Here is a 20,837-nt window from a genome sequence, read left to right as displayed (position 1 = left end):
ACTAGGCCAACATAATACATTAAAGATTCTCCCAATACCATTTGACCGCTTCTTTTAAGCCTTCTCCGAATGTATGGGTAGGTTGGTAATTCATTTTTTGCTGTGCTTTTGCAATCGAAGCTAAGGAATGTGGAATATCTCCTTGACGATTAGGCCCGTGCTTAATTTCTACCTCAGCAATTTTAGCATCATATTCACTTAAGAAATCCCGCAATTGTTCTGCCATAGCTTTAATCATCGTTCTATCCCCAACGGCCGTATTGTAAACTTCGTTTAAAGCATCTTGGTTTCCGGTAGTGATCGCTAACATATTCATTTGAATCACATTATCTATATAGGTGAAATCTCGCGAATATGTTCCGTCACCATTAATTACTGGACTTTCATATTTCATGAATTGCATCACAAATTTAGGAATCACCGCTGCATAAGCACCATTGGGATCTTGTTTTCTACCAAAGACATTAAAATAGCGTAAACCAATAGTATCTAGATTATAGGTACGTTTAAAATTATCAGCATATAATTCATTTACATATTTGGTAATAGCATAAGGTGACAATGGCTTCCCGATAACGGCTTCCTCTTTTGGTAAGGTTTTAGAATCACCATAGGTGGAAGAGCTGGCTGCATAGACAAAGCGCTTTACTTCCTGATCGCGTGCAGCCACCAACATATTTAAAAATCCGTTCACATTCACTTCATTACTAGTGAGCGGATCTTCAATAGAACGCGGCACCGACCCCAAGGCTGCTTCGTGCAATATATAATTTACTCCACCACAAGCCTTTTGACAGGTTGCTAAATCTCTAATATCTCCTTCTATTAATGTGAAGTTTTCTTTTTCTAAAAGGTGTTGAATGTTTTTACGATGTCCAGTCGCAAAATTATCTAAGCAACGAACGATAGCATGATTATCGACTAGGTATTCACATAAATTAGAACCAATAAAGCCGGCACCACCGGTTACTAAGATAGTTTTGTCTTTTAATTTTCCGGTATCTACGCTAGGAATTTGTATCATTAAATGTTTCGTTTATTGCAAATATAGAATTTGTTCGAAAAGGAAGCTCTTTATTAAAAAAAAAAAAAAAACGAACTCCATAATTTATTTTTTTTCACAATCAATATAAAATACCCATGAACGCAAAAGAAATATCTTTAGAGAAATAATTTCACAATTCCAATCTCTATCTTGAAGAAAATTTATCTCTGTCAATTCACAGAAATGACGGAACGTTTTCAGAAGAAGGAGTAACAGTTTTAGATATCATAAAAATGCGGTTAAAATCTTCGCAATTTGATGTAGTAAATATTTATTATTTTTCATTATTTGTGCCTAAAATCAAGCAATATTTAATACTTTCAAACAGTCTGTTTTCAAGGGAAGCACACTAATCCTATATAACTTCAGCAAGAACACCAAACACAATTAGGTTTTTCTCCATATAATTTAAGAGTAATTATTATTATTTCAAAAAAGTAAACCCAAATAGCATTTAGCAATAAACAAATTACTTTTAATCCTTCTTTATTTACAGAACACTAATTACTGAAGCAAACAGATAGAAACAAACTATTAGTTATATTAATAAAATCATAATTTATAGGCTTTCTTTTCATATTGCACAATCTATTTTTATCTTTACCCAAAAATTCAGAAAACTGAAATAAAATAATTTAATATCATGAAAAAACTTACATTATTATTTTCTTTATTTATAGCTTTTACAGCTATTGCTCAAGAAGAAAACACCACAAAAGAGTACAACCACTGGTCGATTGATGTGATGGGGGGAGTAAATAAACCTGCAAGACCTATGAACAGTGGTTTTTATAGCTCTACACCAGGATTATGGAATGCCGACCTAGGGGTGCGCTATATGATTAACGACAAATTTGGTTTAAAATTAAACTTAGGCTATAACCAACTGGAGAATGATGATAATTCTCGTGAGTTTGAATCTAAATACTACCGCACCAGTATTGAAGGGGTAGTTAATTTAGGAACTTTATTAGGGTTTAGAGAATGGACCAACACTTTTAACTTATTAGGACATGCTGGAGCCGGTGTATCTCGTTTAGATATTGGTGACAATGTACGTTATGCCGACGGAGAAGACTATATGGGAACGGTAGTTGCCGGATTAACACCACAGCTACGTTTAGGCGATCATTTTGCTTTAGTAGGTGATTTAAGTGTGATGGGAAACGTACGCCAAAACTATACATGGGATGGAAACGGAAAAACTTCTACTCGCGGATTTAATGGTATGCTAGTGAATGCATCTGTAGGACTAAACATTTACTTAGGCGGTGCAGAAAAACATGCCGATTGGGTTAATGTATCTAACACTACATTATTACGTGAAGAATTAGAAGCGACCAAAGAAAAAGTAGCTAAAATTGAAGGGGATATGATGGACGAAGATCAAGACGGGGTCCCTAACTACCTAGATAGAGAACCAAATACCACGAATGGTGTTGCGGTAAATTCTAAAGGAGAAGCTATCGATAAAAACGCGAATGGAATTCCAGATGAATTGGAATCTTCTCTAGACAAAAGATATCAAAACAATTCAAACACTACTAGTGGCGAAAGCAACGGAACCATCGAAAAACTACTTAATGAGGGCTACGTGAATGTATATTTTAAATTCAATAGCGATCAACCGGAAACCTATTCTTTGGAAGCCATCAATTACTTAGTTAACTATATGCACGAAAACCAAAATGCTTCTGCGGAATTGGTTGGTTATGCAGACGCGATCGGAGGAGACCAGTATAACAAACAATTATCTGAAAGAAGAGCTAAGAAGGTTTACGATATTGTAATAGCTAGTGGAATAGAAGAGTCTAGACTTAGCTATAGAGGTGCAGGTGTTGATGATTCTGTAGAAAAATCTTCTTCTGATGCTCGACAAATTGTAAGAAGAGTAACCTTTAAACTTAAATAAAAGTTTCTTGATATTCCCCAACAGGAATTAAATAAATAGATAAAAAATAGGCTGTCTTTGTGACAGCCTATTTTTTTGGTTTTACAACAGCCGCCCAACTATTCACCACAACTCAGTCCCCTAAATAGCCCTCGAATTAGCTTAAAAGCAAGATAACTGAGATTTATACATGATCAAATGAAATACAAAACTTACAGCAAAGAAGAACAGTACTTGCCACCTAAGCAAATTCATATAAATATGAAAACTAGTTTTAAACCATGACTCCCTTTACACAAAAAACAACACCCTACTCCCCCCACCTTATTAACTAACTTAGCTATAAAACATCTCCCGAAACCCTATTGAATGGGTAACCAAAAAAGCGGATATAGATAACAAGCACGAGCACCCTTAAAGCGATACATCAACATTCAAGTCTTAATCACACTAGATCAATTCAACTGTATTGGATTCAGCTAAGCGCAATTGAAAACTTAATCTATCTTCCCAAAGACAAAGACTACCACCTACCTACCAACCCTAATCAGTCTATTCACGTAAAAGCTAGGGCTGACATCGGATAAATATCTCACGTTCCCACAAGCCCACCTTAGATTAGCAAGCAAAAATCATCTTTGGGTAGTTGCTTCGTTGGAAAATGTAATTTTATCGATTTATAAAATTATTTGTAAACACTAAAAACCCAAACAGATAAGATAAGATAAAACTTAACCTTGTTTTAATTCAAGATGAAACTAAAGCTAACTTACAAAAACAAAAAGAGTTGAATTTAAAAAAATCCAACTCTACTAATTTAATTTGCAAAACATTATTTTAACTACCAGAATTTCCAAAATGGAGTTTCAACCTCATCATCAGAAATATATCCATAACCATACCCATAATTAACATTATTCTTAACTCCATTCAAAACAATTGAAATATTATTCAACTTATTGTTATTGTTCAAATTTTTAATATGATCAATCAATCTTTTATCGGTCACATCCTGTTTTACCATATACACCGTCACATCTGCATTTTCCGCAATCAAAAGACTATCGGTAACATAAACCGTAGGTGCTGTATCTACAATTATATAATCATAGATCTTTCGCGCTTCGCTAATTAAGTCTGAAAACCTTTCATTGCGCAATAATAATTCTGCAGGATTAGGAGGCACACTTCCGGAATACAGAATATCTAAATTTTCAAAATCTGAAGAGGATTGTTGTATGTACTTCCGAAAGTCGGAAGATTCATTATTAAGATAATCTGAAAGACCGGGTATATTTTTATTAATTTCAAAATATTGATGAATTTGAGGGTTTCTCAAGTCACAACCTATCAAAAGTACCTTCTTGGAAAAAGAAGAGAATATTTTAGATAAATTAAGTGCCGTGAAAGTTTTCCCTTCACCTTTTATAGAGGAGGTAACAAAAATCACTTTATCATGTTCAGCTCCATTTCTTTTAAATTGAGATATAATATTGGTGCGGACTATCCTAAATGACTCCGCCAAAACGGATTGATCACTTCTTGTGATGATCTTGGACGCATTATTACCCAGCAACGGAATTTCCCCTATAATAGGAATGCTCCTATGCAAATAAATTTCCAAGTCTTCCCGACTAGCCACACTGGTTTTAAAAAGAAATTTTAAATACAGAATTCCAAAAGGCAATAACCCACCTATTACCAAGCCCGCTAGCAGAATTATATTCTTTTTAGGAGCCACTGGAAGCGTATTGGTATAAGCATAATCGACTATCTTTATGGTAGGGGAAGTTATCGCATAAGAAAGAGCAGCTTCTTCTCTTTTTTGCAAAAGAAATAAATAAAGACGCTCTTTAATACCCTGCTGCCGAAGAATGGTTTTTAATTCTTTTTCTTTTTGTGGCAAACTATTGATCTCCCCAGAATATTGATTCTCCCTTCCTTCTAACTTTGCATAAGAAGTTTGCAAACCGTTGAGGTACGAATCTAAACTGACCAATATATTGTTTTTAAGCTGTTCTAATTGATCGTTCAATTTTAAAACTACCGGATTTTCTTCTGTAGAAGACATAAGTAGTCGATTTCGTTCGATAATCAACTCGTTATACTTCGCGGTCAATTCGTTTATCGTTTTGCTTTCAATCCCCAAATTTGCGGGTAATAAATCATACTCTGTTTGACTTTTTAATAGATTCTCAAAATCATTAGCGAGTGCTAATTGAGTTTCGATTTTAAATTTTTCAGCCTCAGAATTGGCTTCCTTACTAAATAACTCTTGCACGCTAGATTCAACTGTAACTACATCATTTCTCTCTTTAAACTCCACCAAGCCCGATTCGACCGTATCTAAATCTTGAACCAGCAACTCTAAACGCTCTTCCACAAATTCTTTCGTTCGTTTAGATACAAGTCTATTATCCTCTATCCCATCTTGGTTAAACACATCGATCAAGGTATTGACAATCGCCTCATTTTTACTTCGATTGGAACCATTAATACTAAGACTAAGAATATCACTTTTATCACCTACAGTTACTATCTCCAAGCTTCTAGCGAGAAAATCCAGTAAACTATTTTCGCTTTGATAAACTATTTTATAGGTAGCTTCTTCTTCTGTAAAATTAGGATGCGCCAAAAGTTTTGGTTTTACCAGAAATGAAGTGCCAAATTTATTGATGGTATCGTAAAGGGAATAGGTAAAACTAGAATCCTTGTATTCGTTGTACAAAGTAAATACCGAATCATTTTTAAAACGAAGCTCATAGGCTATTCCCTCTTTCAGCTCGCCATAATCTACATGAAACCACTCTACCTGAAAAGGCACCTCGTTACCAAACAGCAATTCTTCTTCAAAACCCGATATTTTATAATAAGAAGTTTTTAAATTTAATTTTCTTATCACTTCTCGATGGAGACGTCTTGATTTAAAAATTTGTATTTCATTTTGTAAATTTACCTTATTGTAATTAAACAAGGTAGAGGCATCACTTAGGCCCGATAAATCGATCCCACCTTCATCATCTTTTAATATTTTTACCTCTGAAGTAGTTTGATAAATAGGAGTAGCATATTTAACATATAGCACTGCTAATAATATAAAAACTATAACAGAAATTAAAAACCACGGCCAATAACGCAGATACTTATATAATACATATTTTAAATTTTCTTCTTCGCCATGTTGCGTTTGCAAATTACCGGTATTATACTCTTCCATTTCCTTTCCTTATCTAAAAATCAATACTGCTGCACTCATTAAAATTGATACCACGGAAATTACACTTCCTACATTACCTATAAATCCTGCTGATTTTATTCTAGGATTATTAGGTTGTACATAGACCATATCATTTTGTTTTAAAAAATAATATGATGTATTCATCCAATCTGTTTGAGTAAGATCAATTCGTTTTGTGGTTAAAACCCCATTTTCATTTCTAAAAACGAGGAGATTTTTTCGCTCTCCCTGTATGGTTAAATCACCGGCCATTGCCAATGCCTGTGGCAAAGTTATAGTTTCTTCCGATAATGTATAGGTCCCTGGAGCTTTTACTTCGCCCATTACTGTAAATTTAAAATTCACCAACCTCACCTTGACACTAATATCTTTAATAAACTTAGAGAGCCTCTTTTCAAGAAGTTCTTGTACTTCTTGCGTACTTTTACCTTTTACATTTACCTTTCCTAGGCCTGGATAATTTATGTCTCCATTTTTATCTACAAGATACCCTTCCAACTTTAACAATTCAATTTGCCTATTCATTCCAGTAGCTGATATGTTTTTTTCAAACATAAAAGGCATTAGAGTTTCAGGCTCCAATGCGGTTAAGTCTATTTTTAAAATGTCATTCACTTGAATTTTCGGGTGATGGTATATAGAATCTATACCTACGGAAGAAAAATCGTTACTGTCCTGAAAATAAACCACTTGCTCCTTAGTAGCACAACTCCCTAAAGAAATAATCAACACTAAAAATAAAATTTTTTTCATAAGCGCAAATATATATAACTTTTGTTTTTAAAAAAATGTAGATTTGCAACAAATTTTTAAACTACTCCCACACCAAACTATTATTAAAAAGTTAAAAAAAACTCTAATTAAGATTAAAAATTTAAATTTAATCCCTTTATAACTTTAGTGTGTTGAAAAAGAGCTTACAAATAAAAAGAACAACCCTTAAACTTGCGCAAAAAACAGTTAAAAATTATGTCCCTAGATGGATGATTTTTACTATAGATTTATTCTTATGTTTTCTTGCCGTAAATACCGCCTTCTTTTTTGTCTCTACGCTTTCACCCAGTGGCTTATCATTTTTAAATATAACTTGGGAAGCAGGAGTTATATTGCTTACACAATGTGTTTTCTTTTTTATTTTTCGATCCTACCATGGTTTAGTAAGGTACTCTAGCTTTAAAGATGCAATTAAACAGCTACAAGTTACCGTATGTTGTGTCGCAACAGTATTAATCATAAATCATATTGATTTTTATTTTTTCTCTCATAAATTAATTTATGATGCTGGTATTTTGATTTATGGTTTTATCGCTTATTCACTATTATTTTTCTTTAGAATTACCGTAAAAAGAATTTATGAGATACTTAACCACTCTAACAGCAAAGGCATCAGGAAAGCCTATATATTGGGCACTTCGGTTACTGATGTAGCGATGGCTGAAGGTTTGGTTTCTCAAAATTTCAATCAATTCAATATTATAGGATTTATAAGTAATGACAATAATTCTACAAGAAACAGGATTTTCAACTTACCTATTTATAGTATAGAAGAAATAAAAAATTCGAATTACTATTCTAATTCTGTAATTGTTAGTGACCAAACTTTAACCAGACTCAAAAAATCTTCAAAAGACACTATTAATGAATTGTTAGAATTAAAAATAAAAATTTACAAATTACCGAAAATTGTTGATTGGGATCATACGGATTTCAAAAACCTTAAAGAAATAAAAATTGAAGATTTATTAAGAAGAAACCCGATTAAGCTCAACAATAAGAAACTTTTTCAAATCTATGAAAACAAAACTGTTCTGGTTACCGGAGCTGCGGGATCTATAGGAAGTGAAATTGTAAGACAACTTATTGCTTTTGATCCTGAGAAAATTCTTTTACTGGATCAAGCAGAAACTCCTCTACATGAGTTAACAGTAGAATTAAAGAGAGATCACCCTCATCTAAAATTTGAAAAAATTATTGCTAATGTTAGGGATAAAAACAGGATCAATCAAATATTCCAGACCTACTTACCTGAGATTGTTTTTCATGGTGCTGCTTACAAACACGTCCCTATGATGGAAGATAATCCATTAGAATCATTAAGTGTAAATTATAAAGGGACTCGAATTTTAGCTGATCTAGCCATAAAGTATAAAGCGGAACGTTTTGTTTTTATTTCTACTGATAAAGCAGTCAACCCTACCAATATTATGGGAGCCTCTAAGAGAGCTGCAGAACTCTATATACAATCGCTATCAAAAGATCTAAATACCCAAGTCAATTTTATAACTACCAGATTTGGAAACGTTTTAGGGTCTAACGGCTCTGTAATCCCCCATTTTCAAAGACAAATAAAAAATAATGGCCCTGTTACTGTAACTCATCCCGAGATCACTCGTTATTTTATGACAATTGATGAAGCTTGCCAATTGGTTTTGGAAGCCGGAGCCATGGGAAAAGGTGGGGAAATTTATGTATTTGACATGGGCAAACCCGTAAAAATTGTAGACTTAGCCCACCAGTTGATTCGTTTGACGGGATTAACCCCTAACGTAGATATTAAAATTGAATTTACAGGACTTAGACCGGGAGAAAAATTATATGAAGAATTACTTGCTGATAAAGAGACAACTTTACCCACTCATCATAACAAAATCATGATTGCCAAAGCCTCTCATTGTTTTGATCAATCAAAAATCTCTTTACTACATTCCCTTAACTCAAACATAAAGGACTATAAAAAAGAAGAAACCTTAATAGATTTAAAGAAATTAGTTCCTGAATACGCTACTGCTATAAATAAAAATGAAAAAGATAAATCTTACTATACAAAAAAAAGGCTACAGAACTAACTGTAACCTTTTATAGTCTATTATTTTTCTTATTTACTAATTTACCTAAGAATTTAATTTCTTAGCATCTTCTAAAAATTTCTCTAGCCCACTATCAGTTAATGGATGTTTTAATAAACCTTCAATAGAAGAAAGCGGACCTGTCATCACATCTGCTCCAATCCTAGCACAATTCACCACATGCATGGTGTGTCTTATAGAAGCCGCAAGGATTTGCGTTTCGAAGGCATAATTATCATAAACCTGTCTAATATCTGCAATTAAATCTAAACCATCTGTAGAAATATCATCTAATCTTCCTATAAATGGCGAAACATAGGTTGCCCCTGCTTTAGCCGCTAAAAGCGCTTGACCAACAGAAAAGACCAACGTACAATTAGTTTTTATATTGTTATCAGAAAAATACTTAATAGCCTTTACACCTTCCTTTATCATGGGAACTTTCACTACTATTTGTTCGTGAAGTTCAGCCAATTCTTCTCCTTCTTTTACAATTCCTTCATAATCCGTAGCTACTACTTCAGCAGAAACGTCCCCGCTTACTATTTCGCATATATCCACATAATGTTTTAAAATATTATTCTTGCCGGTAATCCCTTCTTTTGCCATCAAAGAAGGATTAGTGGTAACTCCATCTAAAATACCCATATCCTGAGCTTCCCTTATTTGTTCTAAATTGGCAGTATCAATAAAAAATTTCATTTGCTATCGTATTAATCGTTTAGAAGTATAAATAAATAGAAAATTTAGACTAAAAACTAGCATTTAATATTAAATTTTTAATACATACATATGATGGTTACCATCAAAAAAATTTCAAAAAAAAGCACTTTATCGTATATTTTAAACACTTTATAGATTATTGATTATTAATTGTTTACCTGTACTTGTTTTTTTCTTAATTTCGTCTAAAAATCTAACGAAATGTCATTCAGTCTTAAAGAAATTGCTTTTGTAATATTCATGGCCTCATTTGCTTTTTTTTATTCAAATGGGTCCTATGCTCAATCGCCTACATACTCGGCAAAAGGATTTAATGTTTTTATTGAAAATAACATGACCCTTGTCTCCAATGAATCTGAAGGTCCAGTAGCTTGCGGTAATGATTTAACGCTGCAAGGAAACTATCAAGTAGCTGTTAACCATCCCGGTAATTTTACGGTGGGAGGCAATAAAATTGGTCTTTTAGTAGGAGGTAAAGTAAACTATCAATCGGGTAATGCATTACAAGTTAATCAAAATACCTATGTAAAAATTGGAAATGGTCAAAATTCCAATGTTTGGTATTATGACCAGAACAACGCAGCCTCACCTATTCGTGTTACCCCAGGTTCAAACTATAATTCTTCTCCAAGAATAATGTTACAAGCCAACTCGAATCAATTAAATGTTGGGGTAAACAACAATCCTGTTTTTGAAGATAACCTGATAGATTTTTCAAGTGCATTTCAAGAAATGAGAAATATAGCTTCCAGTATTGCTCAATGTAACGGAAATGCTCAATTAACCAACCCTAACGGTCAGCCTATTTCCACTACAAACCTTCCTAATCAAGTAAAAATAAATTTACAAGATGGAATCAATTACTTAAATGTTAGTGGTGCTGACATGAATAGCGTTCAAGTATTCACCTATAACCAACAACCAAGCGCTTCAAAAATATTGGTGGTGAATGTAGACGCTTCAGGGACATTTAATTGGAATGTATGGAACCAAGCAGGAATAGGCTTCCAAAATTGCCCATATATTTTATATAATTTCTACAATACAACTACCTTAAACATTCAAGGTAACTCTACAATCGAAGGTACTGTTTATGCTCCTTTTGCAGATATCGTAAAAACAGTTAACCAGTCTAATATTGAAGGCCAAATTATAGGTAAATCTTTAGTTCATAGTGGTGGTGAAATGCACTATGCAGTGTTCCAACCATCCCTTACAGGCTGCGCTCCAGTTACAGGAGTTGCTCCAACTGCTGAATTCAGTGTAAACTCAGCGGGACAATGTTTAGTAGATAATGAATTTACATTCACTAACACTTCCAATACAGGTACTGCAACTCAACCTGAAGCTCCATTAAGCTACCTTTGGGATTTTGGAGACGGGACTACAAGTACTGCTATGAATCCTTCTAAAAACTATAATTCGGCGGGTACTTACACCGTTGAACTTACTACTACTAATACTTATGGTTCAGATTCTAAATCTATACAAATAGAAGTATTTTCAACTACTACAGCAACTGTTTCTCAATCTACTTTAAACAGTGGCTCCGGAACAGTAACCAAAGAATTTACACTTACCAATAGCAGTCAGTTCACTAATTACTCTTGGGAACTTGCAGGGGTGGGAACAAGTTTATACCCCAACCAAAGTACCGTTAATTTTGATTTTACTCAAGCAGGCTATTATGAAGTTTTTGTAACCACCACCGATCTTAATGGTTGCGAAAACACTACTATGACTCCTGTGACAATAGAGTCTGATGATGTAAATACCGGAAATGACGGTGGTCTAGAAAGTGAGAGTTTAGGAGATGTAGTCTCTAAACAATACGTTAAGCGTAAAAAGAAAAGTATCGCTACCAATTTTAAAAAGGAAAATGCATTAAAATTCAATAAACTTGAACTCACATCCAATAGAACTTCAAGAGGACAAAACGGGCAGACACTTTTAGATATGTTCCCTTCAGAATTGATGCCGGGCAATACATCTTACATTACCTCTCCAACAGATATTTTAGATTACACTGTAGCTGAAGAAGTATTAAGTGTAGATTTTTCTATGGAAGGAAAAACAAAAGGAGTTGTATTAGGTATTAAAACCATCGATAAAGTTTACAACCATACCAAAGCTTCTTGTGATAGATTAAAAGGTGCTGAAATTTTAAAAATCCAATCTGTTCAAATTCAAGGTTACAACTTTATCATGCAAGCCATCAAACAAAGAAACGGTGTTACTGAATACGCTATTTCTTTTGCGGTTGGTGAAAATTCAAACGAAGAAAACTATAGCTTACAAACTAATTGGTATGTAAATGGCTATACCCCTTCTAACGAAGTTTTCAACTTTCAAGTTTGGGCCACAAAACCAGAAAGCACTAAAAAGTTAGTAAAAGATATCATCCAAAACTTGAAGAACCATACTTCAGTTATTCAAAATGAAATTCAAAAGTTACCAAAAACTTATGCTGCTAAAGTAGATAGAGAGGGTACAGATTTAATCTTAAAACTAAGAAGTACACAGCAAGACCAAAATATTGAAATCTTGATGGACGAAGTATATAGCGAAACCAATGGTTTTGCATTAAGATACAACCCCTTTAAATCTGATAACGTGCAAACCGTAAAAATTGACATTAAAGATGGTTATGAGTACGATGGAAGGATTAACGTAAATGGAGAAATTCAAGATGTTTTTTACCATGCAGACGGAAACTGGGGACTAGATTACGATGCTACCTATACTAACATCGAAGAATACCGGGTGTCTAATAACTTCGAAAGAGTTTATCAAGAAGATGAAATGCCTGTCCATAGAAATGTGCATATAAAAGCGCATAGTGAATATGACTATTTAACGCTGTACAAATCTTTATTACCTGGGAATTTACCTTCAGATTACACAGAATACAAATACCTTTCTTTTACAGCTAAAGGAAGTGGCTTATTAGAATTAGGCTTGGTAAAATCTTCTATTGAAGAATGGAAAAAACAATACCGAGCTAACATTAATGTGAAGGAAGAAGAACAAACCTATTATGTACCGTTTGACTTCTTTGCCTCATCCGGAACCAACAAATCTATTACTCCGGATGATTTAACGATGTTAACTTTTACATTTTTACCGGTAGAAGCAGGCACAAATGATTTAGACCTAACTATTGAAAATGTAAAATTCACAAAAACTGCTCCTGCTGGCTACGAAGATTTATTGATCAATATGAAAAATGAGTTCATGGTTTACCCTAATCCTTCAGAAGGAGATTTAAACTGTATGCTGTACAGTGAAGATAAAACTTCTGCAGAACTCAAATTATACGATATTACAGGTAAGATTGTTTATTCAGAAAAAATCCAATTAAGTGAAGGAAGAAATGACCTAAGATTTAATATAAATGTTGCTCCAGGCATTTTATTCTGTAACATTACTTCATCTAAAACCAATTACGGAACTACTAAAGTAATGTTCAAATAAAGAAGAATTAGAATATATCAAGAGCTATCAGAAAACTGGTAGCTCTTTTTTTATTTAACTTGCTTGTATGAATAAGATACAGAAGTTAGCTGTAATAATCCTCTAAGAAAATTTTAATTTTACATTCCAAAACTAACTTCAATTCCCATACTATTTTTTAACAAGTCAAGTTATATAAGCACAGATTAACATCTATGTTTAACAATTCACAAGAAAAAAAACTTATACAAGGATTAAAAAAAGGAAAAGAAGCTAGTTTTAAAAAAGCTTACTTTCTCTATTACGATCATCTTATTGGGGTGGCTAAGCATTTTAATTTTCAATTGTTAACACCCGAAGATTTTGTACATGAAACCTTTTTAAAAGTATACGAAAAGCGAAAACTTTTAAAGGAAGAAGTGGCTTTTGACAAGCAGCTTTTCGTGATCTGTAAAAACCTAATTCTAAATCATCTTCAGCGAGAGCAAAAAGTAATTCGCTTAGAACCTTCTTTTATAAAAGACCATCCAGAAGAAGAATCAATTATAGAAGAATATCAACTTCAAAAAGAAAAGCTGGAAGCGCTTATTAAACAACTACCAGAGCAACGCCAGAAAATTTTTATTCTTCATAAAATCAATAACTATTCTTACCAAGAAATTGCTGAATTTACGCAGCTTTCAACCAAAACCATTGCCAATCATATTTACCTCGCCAATCAATTTATTTCAAAAAAAGTAAAAAAAGCTTAGGAACTTTTTCAACTTCATTTGTCTAGTAAATAAATACATTAGATGGTTGAAGTTTTTAAGACGAATGTCTCCCAAAATAAACAAGCGAACTTTATTATTCAGGAGTTGCAGCTTTACTTTCCCGACTGTCTCATCAATTTCGATTTGGAAGATGTAGATTGTATTCTTCGTATTGAGGGTAATCGTGAAAGTTTTGAAAACATTCCCAATCTTTTAAAGGAACAAGGTTTCCAATGTGAACTATTGTAAAGATGAAAGAAGAATTAGAAAATAAAATAAAAGAAAGCTGGGAGCAATCAGAAATCACCCCACATGCTGATTTACAAAAAGAGACTTCTTGGAAAAAATTTCAAGCTGAAAAATTTCCGCAGAAAAAATCTACTTGGCTCCCTTATGGTATTGCCGCTTCATTTTTAGTCATCATAGCGATTACATCAGGTCTATTATTTCAAAAAAGCGATTTATTTACAGCTCATCCAGCCGTAAGTGAAACCATTATTGAAAATCCAACTTCTCAACTTAAAACAATCTATCTACCTGATAGTTCTAAAGTTGAATTGGCTGCCCATGCAAAATTAAGTTTTCTTTCCGATTTTAAAACAAACCGAAATGTAGAACTTCATGGAGAAGCCGTATTTGAAGTTCAGAAAGATGCAGTACATCCATTTCAAGTAAAAAGTCAAAAAACCACCACCACCGTATTAGGAACTATTTTTAAGGTAAATAATCTTTCAGCGAAACATACCGAAGTTACTTTATATGAAGGCAGTATACAATTGCAAGTAGAAGGTTATTCTAAAAATTGGATCATTGCCCCGGGAGAAGCTTTCGTTCTCAAAGACAATGAAATTGCGATAAATACCTTTAATAGGTTTAAAGAATTTAAAGAAGCACCATTAAAAGATTTTGTGACCTATATAGAGAAAAATTATGGATATCAACTTCTATTTCAAGAAAATATAAGCGATAAAAAAATTACCCTCAAACTTAACCAACGTGAAAAATTAGCGCATATTTTAGAGATTATCACTAAACTCTACCGTGTTAATTATCATCAGAACAAAACAGACCAAAAGATCTATTTTACCCCAAAAAACTAACTCCCAATAAACGTTAACCTCTATGAAGCAATTGCTTTTCCTGCTTTTTTTAATGGGCTATTTTCCCATGAAAGCACAAACCATTCAAATGGAACCAATTCCCAAAACCTTAACAGAACTCATTTCGCTGGTAGAAGACCAAACCTCCTACAGCTTTGCTTACAGCAATAGTGTTCATCTTGACCAAACCTTAGGTACTTCCATTCTAGGTTCCTTAAGTGTGGAGGAGCTTTTAAACAGACTCAACAAAAACAATTCCTATAAGTACGAATTAGTGGGAAACACCATCACCATCAAACAAGCAAAACTCCCTAATCCCCAACGAACCTATACCCTATCGGGAACCATTACCGATCCTGAAAATGCCCCTTTAATGGGAGCCAATATTTATGTGGAAGAAACAGGAACCGGAATATCTACCGATAAAAACGGAAAATTCTCTATTCAGCTTTTGGCGGGCAGCTATACCATCATCGTGAGCTATATGGGATTTATCTCTCAAAAACATAAAATCAATCTAGAGAAGAACATTACCCTACAAGCAAGTTTAGAAGAAGATGGAGAAAGTTTAGAAGAAGTGATCATCACCCAAAACTCAAAAGCAGTCGATATCAAAAAGCCACAAATGAGCATGAACACGCTCACCATGGAAGACATCAAACAACTACCGGTAGCGATGGGAGAACCCGATCCCTTAAAGTCCTTACTGACTTTGCCTGGCGTTACCAATGCCGGAGAAGCCTCCTCGGGTTTTAACGTCCGTGGTGGTGCAGCCGATCAAAATTTAATTTTACTTGATGGGACTCCTATCTATAGTGATTCGCATATGTTCGGCTTTTTCTCGGTCTTCAACGCTGATATTGTCAATAATCTAGAATTATACAAAGGCGGAATCCCCTCACGATTTGGAGGAAGGGTTTCTTCCGTCTTAGATGTCCACCAACATACGGGGAATGATCAGAATTATAAAGCGACCGGAAGTATAGGGTTAATTTCCAGTAAACTCATGGTTGAAGGTCCCATTCAAAAAGAAAAAGGTTCATTTATGATAGGAGGAAGAACCTCTTATGCGCATTTATTCTTAAAATTAGCAGATAACGATAATTCCGTTCAATTTTACGATTTGAATACAAGACTAAATTACCGTTTAGATAAAAAAAATGCCATTAGCTTTTCCGGTTATCATGGAAATGATCTTTTCGATATTGGTGATAGCTTTTCTATTATTTATGGGAATACTATGGGAAATTTTAAATGGGAACATCGTTTTAATGAAGATTTACTTACCCATTTATCTCTATTCTATAGTGATTATAAATTCAACCTCAACCTAGACACTCAAAGTTTTGAATGGAAAAGTGCTATCAAAAGTTATGGCTTAACATACGATTGGAAACATTACCTCTCTGAAGCGATACAACTGGATTACGGTGCAGAAGCTATTTATTATGACATTAATCCCGGCAAACTGGCACCAAAGGATGAAAGTTCTTCGTTAAACTTTAAGCAATTAGATAAGAAATACGCCTTAGAACCTTCTCTCTATCTAGATGTCAACCATAAAATTTCAGAAGAGATCAATTTAAGGTACGGTCTGCGTTATAGCATGTTTTTCCGTTACGGACCTCAAAACATTAATACCTATGCCAATAACCACCCAGCAGTTTACAATCCTACTTTCAATATTTATGAAGAAGCAATTCCCACGGGAAGCATAGACTATAAAAGCGGTGAAGTGATTAAAAGTTTTGGTAATTTTGAACCTCGTGCAGCCTTATCTTTTGCATTAAACGAAACCACCTCCTTAAAAGCAAGTTACAATAGAATGGCGCAGTATATGCATATTATTTCCAATAGCCAATCACCAACACCACTAAACATGTGGACGCCTAGCGGCCCCTTTATTAAACCTCAAATTTTAGATCAATACGCTTTAGGTTATTTTAAAAATTTTAGCAACAAAAAATATTCTTTAGAGACCGAAGTATTTTACAAAAACATTAAAAACCGTGTAGATTATGTAGATGGTGCAGACCTTATTGGCAACAATAACCTCGAACAAGTCCTGCTCAATGGCAAGGCTCGAGCATACGGATTAGAGTTTTTATTTAGAAAAAATACCGGAACATTAACAGGATGGCTTTCTTACACCTTATCGAGAGCAGAACAACGCACCCAAGGAAATACGGCAGAAGATCCGGGAGTAGCGCAAGGGGAATGGTACCTTTCGCCTTACGATAAATTACACAACTTGAGCATGGTCGCTAATTATGAGCATACCGATAAATGGTCATTCAGTGCTAATTTCTCTTTACAATCCGGACAGCCCGTTACGTATCCCAATGGTTATTATGAGATTGGAGGCATTCCTATCCCCAACTATTCCAACAGAAATGAAAACCGATTACCCACCTACCACCATTTAGATATAGCCGCCACTTACACACCTAAACCTAACAAAAATAAAGGATGGCAGAGCTATTGGATATTTAGTATTTACAATGTCTATAACCAAAAAAATGCGGCATCTGTTAGGTTTACCACTAATGAGGATACGGGAGTTAACGAAGCCCGAAGGCTTTCTATTTTCGGAATTTTACCGAGTGTTTCTTATAATTTCAAATTTTAAATCGCTATGACAACTTTATATCAAAAAAATAAACCCATTTGGAGCTATATCCTGCTCTTCAGTTTTAGTATTTTATTCTATTCTTGTGAAGATGTTATTGAAGTAGATGTAAAACCAGGCGATAACCGCCTAGTCATTGATGCTGAAATCCTTTGGAACACAGAAAATTCAGGAAACACACAGCACATCTATTTAAGCAGACTTACGAATTATTATGAAACCGAAACCACCAAAGTTTCTAATGCCGAAGTACAAGTCTCCAATACTAACGGAGATGTATTCACCTTTATAGAAACCGAAGAAGCCGGAACCTATCAATGTAATGATTTTATTCCTGAACTTGGAGCAAGCTATCAATTAGAAGTACTGGTAGATAATGAAGTATATACGGCTAGTGAAACTTTGGTAAGCACTCCAGAGATTATTAGAATTGAACAGGGAGCCGAAGGCGGTTTAACAGAGGATCAGTATGAAGTAATCTTTTACTTCAACGATCCTATAGAAGAAGAGAACTACTATCTCGAAGATTTTAAAGCTGATTTTTTAATCTATCCGGAATACGGAATAAGTAAAGATGAGTTTTTCAATGGTAATGAAATAGACTTTAGCTTTTCAGATGAAGATTTAGAAGTAGGAGATACCGTAGACACTAGATTTAGAGGAATCTCAGCGCAGTTTTATCATTACATGAGCCTTATTTTAGAGAGCTACGGGGCCAATCCTTTTGGAACACCTCCTGCTAATATTCGAGGGAATATTATTAATGAAACCAACGAAGATAACTACGCCTTAGGCTACTTTAGGCTATCACAAGTGAGGGAGTTTTCTTATACAATTGAAGAATGAAGAAGTTTTCAGACTATAACAAACTATCAGTCTTTTGATCAAAAGTAAATAAACAACTGAGCGAAATTAACCTCTGAACGGATTTGGACTTAAAAAGATAAAAAGAGTTCGATGCAGGCTTAGAGGTTTTGTTTCTATAAAAGCACCAATTAAAAATACTATTTTATCCAAAAAGGCGTTCATCTAACAAATCCCGTAAGCCTATAGTTCCAAAAAAACTTGTATTTTAGCGGTATTAGAGGCTCCATCAAAATGATCTATTCAATTTAATTTTTGGAAGTAAGTAAAAAACATACGGCCCTTTTTCATAGTGTTTCTGTAACGCTACTCATAGCCTTGTTATTACTTTCACCTTGCAAGGTCCGAAATTTAATTCAGGCTGAAATTGGAGTAACAACCACTGCAGCCAGCAATAAAAGCAAATCGACACTCAGCAAAACAGCTTGTGTTACTGCTAAAGAAATTGCTACAATTTCATCTGCAAATACTGCAGAAGTTCAACTTTATGCAGTTTTACCAACTCCTATTTCGTTCTGTTGGAACGCAGCTGAAATTAAAAATCAGCCTTGCCTGATAAATGCTTCTCAAACTCGGAGAAACAAATCGGTTCCCCTATACATTCTCTATCAAAATTTCAGGGATCATCTTCCAAATCCTACTTTAGCTTAAGCTGAATTATTGCTTCAAGTATTTCTTTCTATTTCACAAAACGGAAAAGAAAATTCTAGCGTAAGCTTTATACAGCAAATTTCACTTAAGCCATTACTACATTTTTAAAACGCTTATTCAACATAAGGGTTTATTTAACTATATCATCAATTTAATATATGAACAATGAAAAATTTAATGCTCATTTTCTGTTCCTTATTTTTCTTCTTCGGAATAGGAAATTCAACCATAAACGCACAGACCAAAAATAATTATGTGGTGCTTTCTAAAAACATTCAACAACTGCAACCCATTTTACAAACCGCCACAGCACTTCAAGAAGAGGACGGCAATAAATTTGGAGAATTTCATGTGATTTTCTGCGGAAAAACCCTTCAAGAGACTCAAGATAATCCCGAATTTACGGCACTTCTGAAAACGGCTCATAAGCAAGCGGTGAAAGTTTTTGCATGCGGAATTTCATTAAAGAAATTGAACCTCAACGAAAAAGATTTACCGACTGAATTGAAAGTCACCGAAAATGGAATTTTATACGGTTTTCAACTCGCCAAAAAAGGATTTTTAACGCTAAGCATATAAAATATGAATCATTTAACCATAAAAAACGATAGTGGTCTTTTGGCCTTAGCCTTACGACTTGTCGTGGGCTGGACGTATTTTTCTGCTTTTTGGAGAAGAACTGTATTGGCACCCAAACTCGACCCCGAATTTGCCGGCTATATCGGTAAGAAATTTAATCACTTTTTACCCAATGCACTCGGCATCAAACCCCTTATAGAATACCTCGTTGAACATCCCGATATATTATGGATCAATATGCTAGCATTTACCATTATTGAAGGTTTGGTAGGTTTAAGTTTAATGCTTGGAGCGTTTACACGATTAATGAGTATCGGAATAATAGGCTTAGCCCTTGGGATCCTATTAGGTTCCGGTTGGATTGGCACCACTTGTCTTGACGAATGGCAAATTGGGGTCTTAGGGATCGCTGCAGGATTTGTACTGTTTCTTACAGGAAGTGGCAAGTATTCTATGGATGGATATTGGCTTCAAAAGCAATATCCATTCACACAAAAGAAATACTTTGCTTGGTTAGGCTCAGGCAGCATTCCTATAAAAACAAGTATTTTCCCAAAAGTAGTTTTGATAAGTTCTTTGGTGATTTTAGGCATCACGCTAGGCACGAATCATATTTTTCATGGCGGCTTGTGGGGTAAACTTCACAACAAATCGGTGAAACCCAAATTGGAAATCAGTCAAGGAAAAATAAACGAAAACAAGCTTTCTTTTCAAGTTTATCGAACAGAAGGCGTTGATGTATATGGGTCTTGGCTGATAAAAGTGGAAGTTTTTGATGCTGAAAACAAAGAAGTCATCGCTTATCATCAAGAAGACTTAGCGCAACTCGAAAGCCATCAAATCGAGAATAAGTATGTGTCCAAGATTGAACCCGGAAAACATAGTTTGGTCATTCCTTTAGGTGCTAAAGCCACCTTAAGTTTTAAAAATGAACAATTCAAGCATTTATCCAAAGGCAATTACAAACTTAAATTGACCGATATTAGTGGTGCCAGTTGGTCTCATCAACTGGAAAAATCCTAAGCTAACTTCATCAGGGAAATTAAAAAATTTCCCTGATTTTTTT

General features: G+C 34.3%; 15 protein-coding genes. 11 read left to right on the top strand and 4 right to left on the bottom strand.

Annotated features, from left to right (window positions below; genetic code table 11):
• Positions 1–19: 19 nt before the first annotated feature.
• Positions 20–1,024, bottom strand: coding sequence for an SDR family oxidoreductase (locus tag FVB9532_RS04820; RefSeq protein ID WP_150544074.1), 1,005 nt, complete (start codon positions 1,022–1,024; stop codon positions 20–22).
• Positions 1,025–1,688: 664 nt separating this feature from the next.
• Here FVB9532_RS04820 and FVB9532_RS04815 point away from each other — a divergent pair.
• The gene (locus FVB9532_RS04815) at positions 1,689–2,957 is read left to right on the top strand and encodes an OmpA family protein (protein ID WP_150544073.1); all 1,269 of its coding nucleotides are present in this window, start codon (positions 1,689–1,691) and stop codon (positions 2,955–2,957) included.
• Positions 2,958–3,777: 820 nt separating this feature from the next.
• Here FVB9532_RS04815 and FVB9532_RS04810 read toward each other — a convergent pair.
• Together FVB9532_RS04810 and FVB9532_RS04805 are read right to left on the bottom strand one after the other, a co-directional pair.
• Entirely contained in the window at positions 3,778–6,153 is a 2,376-nt protein-coding gene (locus FVB9532_RS04810) for a GumC family protein (protein WP_150544072.1), read from the bottom strand.
• A 9-nt stretch (positions 6,154–6,162) separates the two neighbouring features.
• Positions 6,163–6,927, bottom strand: a complete 765-nt coding sequence (locus FVB9532_RS04805) for a polysaccharide biosynthesis/export family protein (RefSeq protein WP_150544071.1) — start codon at positions 6,925–6,927, stop codon at positions 6,163–6,165.
• 152 nt (positions 6,928–7,079) lie between these two features.
• Between FVB9532_RS04805 and FVB9532_RS04800 the strand changes: the two genes are divergently transcribed.
• Positions 7,080–9,020, top strand: a complete 1,941-nt coding sequence (locus FVB9532_RS04800) for a polysaccharide biosynthesis protein (RefSeq protein WP_394349647.1) — start codon at positions 7,080–7,082, stop codon at positions 9,018–9,020.
• Positions 9,021–9,065: 45 nt separating this feature from the next.
• Here FVB9532_RS04800 and fsa read toward each other — a convergent pair whose 3' ends face one another.
• On the bottom strand, positions 9,066–9,722 hold the full coding sequence (gene fsa, locus FVB9532_RS04795) for a fructose-6-phosphate aldolase (protein WP_150544070.1): 657 nt from the start codon (positions 9,720–9,722) through the stop codon (positions 9,066–9,068).
• 222 nt (positions 9,723–9,944) lie between these two features.
• On the opposite strand from fsa, the gene FVB9532_RS19975 reads away from it, so the two are divergent.
• The 9 genes from FVB9532_RS19975 (at position 9,945) to FVB9532_RS04750 (ending at position 20,794) form a co-directional block, all read left to right on the top strand.
• A complete protein-coding gene (locus FVB9532_RS19975) occupies positions 9,945–13,217 on the top strand; it encodes a collagen-binding domain-containing protein (RefSeq protein ID WP_150544069.1) in 3,273 nt (1,090 codons plus the stop codon).
• Positions 13,218–13,411: 194 nt separating this feature from the next.
• Positions 13,412–13,948 (top strand): RNA polymerase sigma factor, encoded by a 537-nt coding sequence (locus tag FVB9532_RS04785; RefSeq protein WP_150544068.1) that lies wholly within the window; start codon positions 13,412–13,414, stop codon positions 13,946–13,948.
• A 42-nt stretch (positions 13,949–13,990) separates the two neighbouring features.
• Positions 13,991–14,197, top strand: a complete 207-nt coding sequence (locus FVB9532_RS04780) for a hypothetical protein (protein WP_150544067.1) — start codon at positions 13,991–13,993, stop codon at positions 14,195–14,197.
• A gap of 2 nt (positions 14,198–14,199) precedes the next feature.
• Entirely contained in the window at positions 14,200–15,048 is an 849-nt protein-coding gene (locus FVB9532_RS04775; protein ID WP_150544066.1) for a FecR family protein, read from the top strand.
• A 22-nt stretch (positions 15,049–15,070) separates the two neighbouring features.
• Complete coding sequence (locus tag FVB9532_RS04770; protein WP_150544065.1) at positions 15,071–17,677, top strand: TonB-dependent receptor; 2,607 nt, start codon at positions 15,071–15,073, stop codon at positions 17,675–17,677.
• Positions 17,678–17,683: 6 nt separating this feature from the next.
• Complete coding sequence (locus FVB9532_RS04765; protein WP_150544064.1) at positions 17,684–18,523, top strand: DUF4249 domain-containing protein; 840 nt, start codon at positions 17,684–17,686, stop codon at positions 18,521–18,523.
• Between the two features lie 273 nt (positions 18,524–18,796).
• Positions 18,797–19,192, top strand: coding sequence for a hypothetical protein (locus FVB9532_RS04760; protein ID WP_150544063.1), 396 nt, complete (start codon positions 18,797–18,799; stop codon positions 19,190–19,192).
• A gap of 165 nt (positions 19,193–19,357) precedes the next feature.
• Positions 19,358–19,771 (top strand): DsrE family protein, encoded by a 414-nt coding sequence (locus FVB9532_RS04755; protein ID WP_150544062.1) that lies wholly within the window; start codon positions 19,358–19,360, stop codon positions 19,769–19,771.
• A 3-nt stretch (positions 19,772–19,774) separates the two neighbouring features.
• Positions 19,775–20,794: a TQO small subunit DoxA domain-containing protein gene (locus tag FVB9532_RS04750; protein WP_150544061.1), complete on the top strand. Its 1,020-nt coding sequence runs from the start codon at positions 19,775–19,777 to the stop codon at positions 20,792–20,794.
• Positions 20,795–20,837 lie beyond the last annotated feature (43 nt).

This window comes from Mesonia oceanica (assembly GCF_902499555.1).
In the GTDB taxonomy this organism is placed as follows: Bacteria; Bacteroidota; Bacteroidia; order Flavobacteriales; family Flavobacteriaceae; genus Mesonia; species Mesonia oceanica.
The sequence above is the reverse complement of the archived record's forward strand: the minus strand, read 5'-3'. Positions and strand labels throughout refer to the sequence as shown.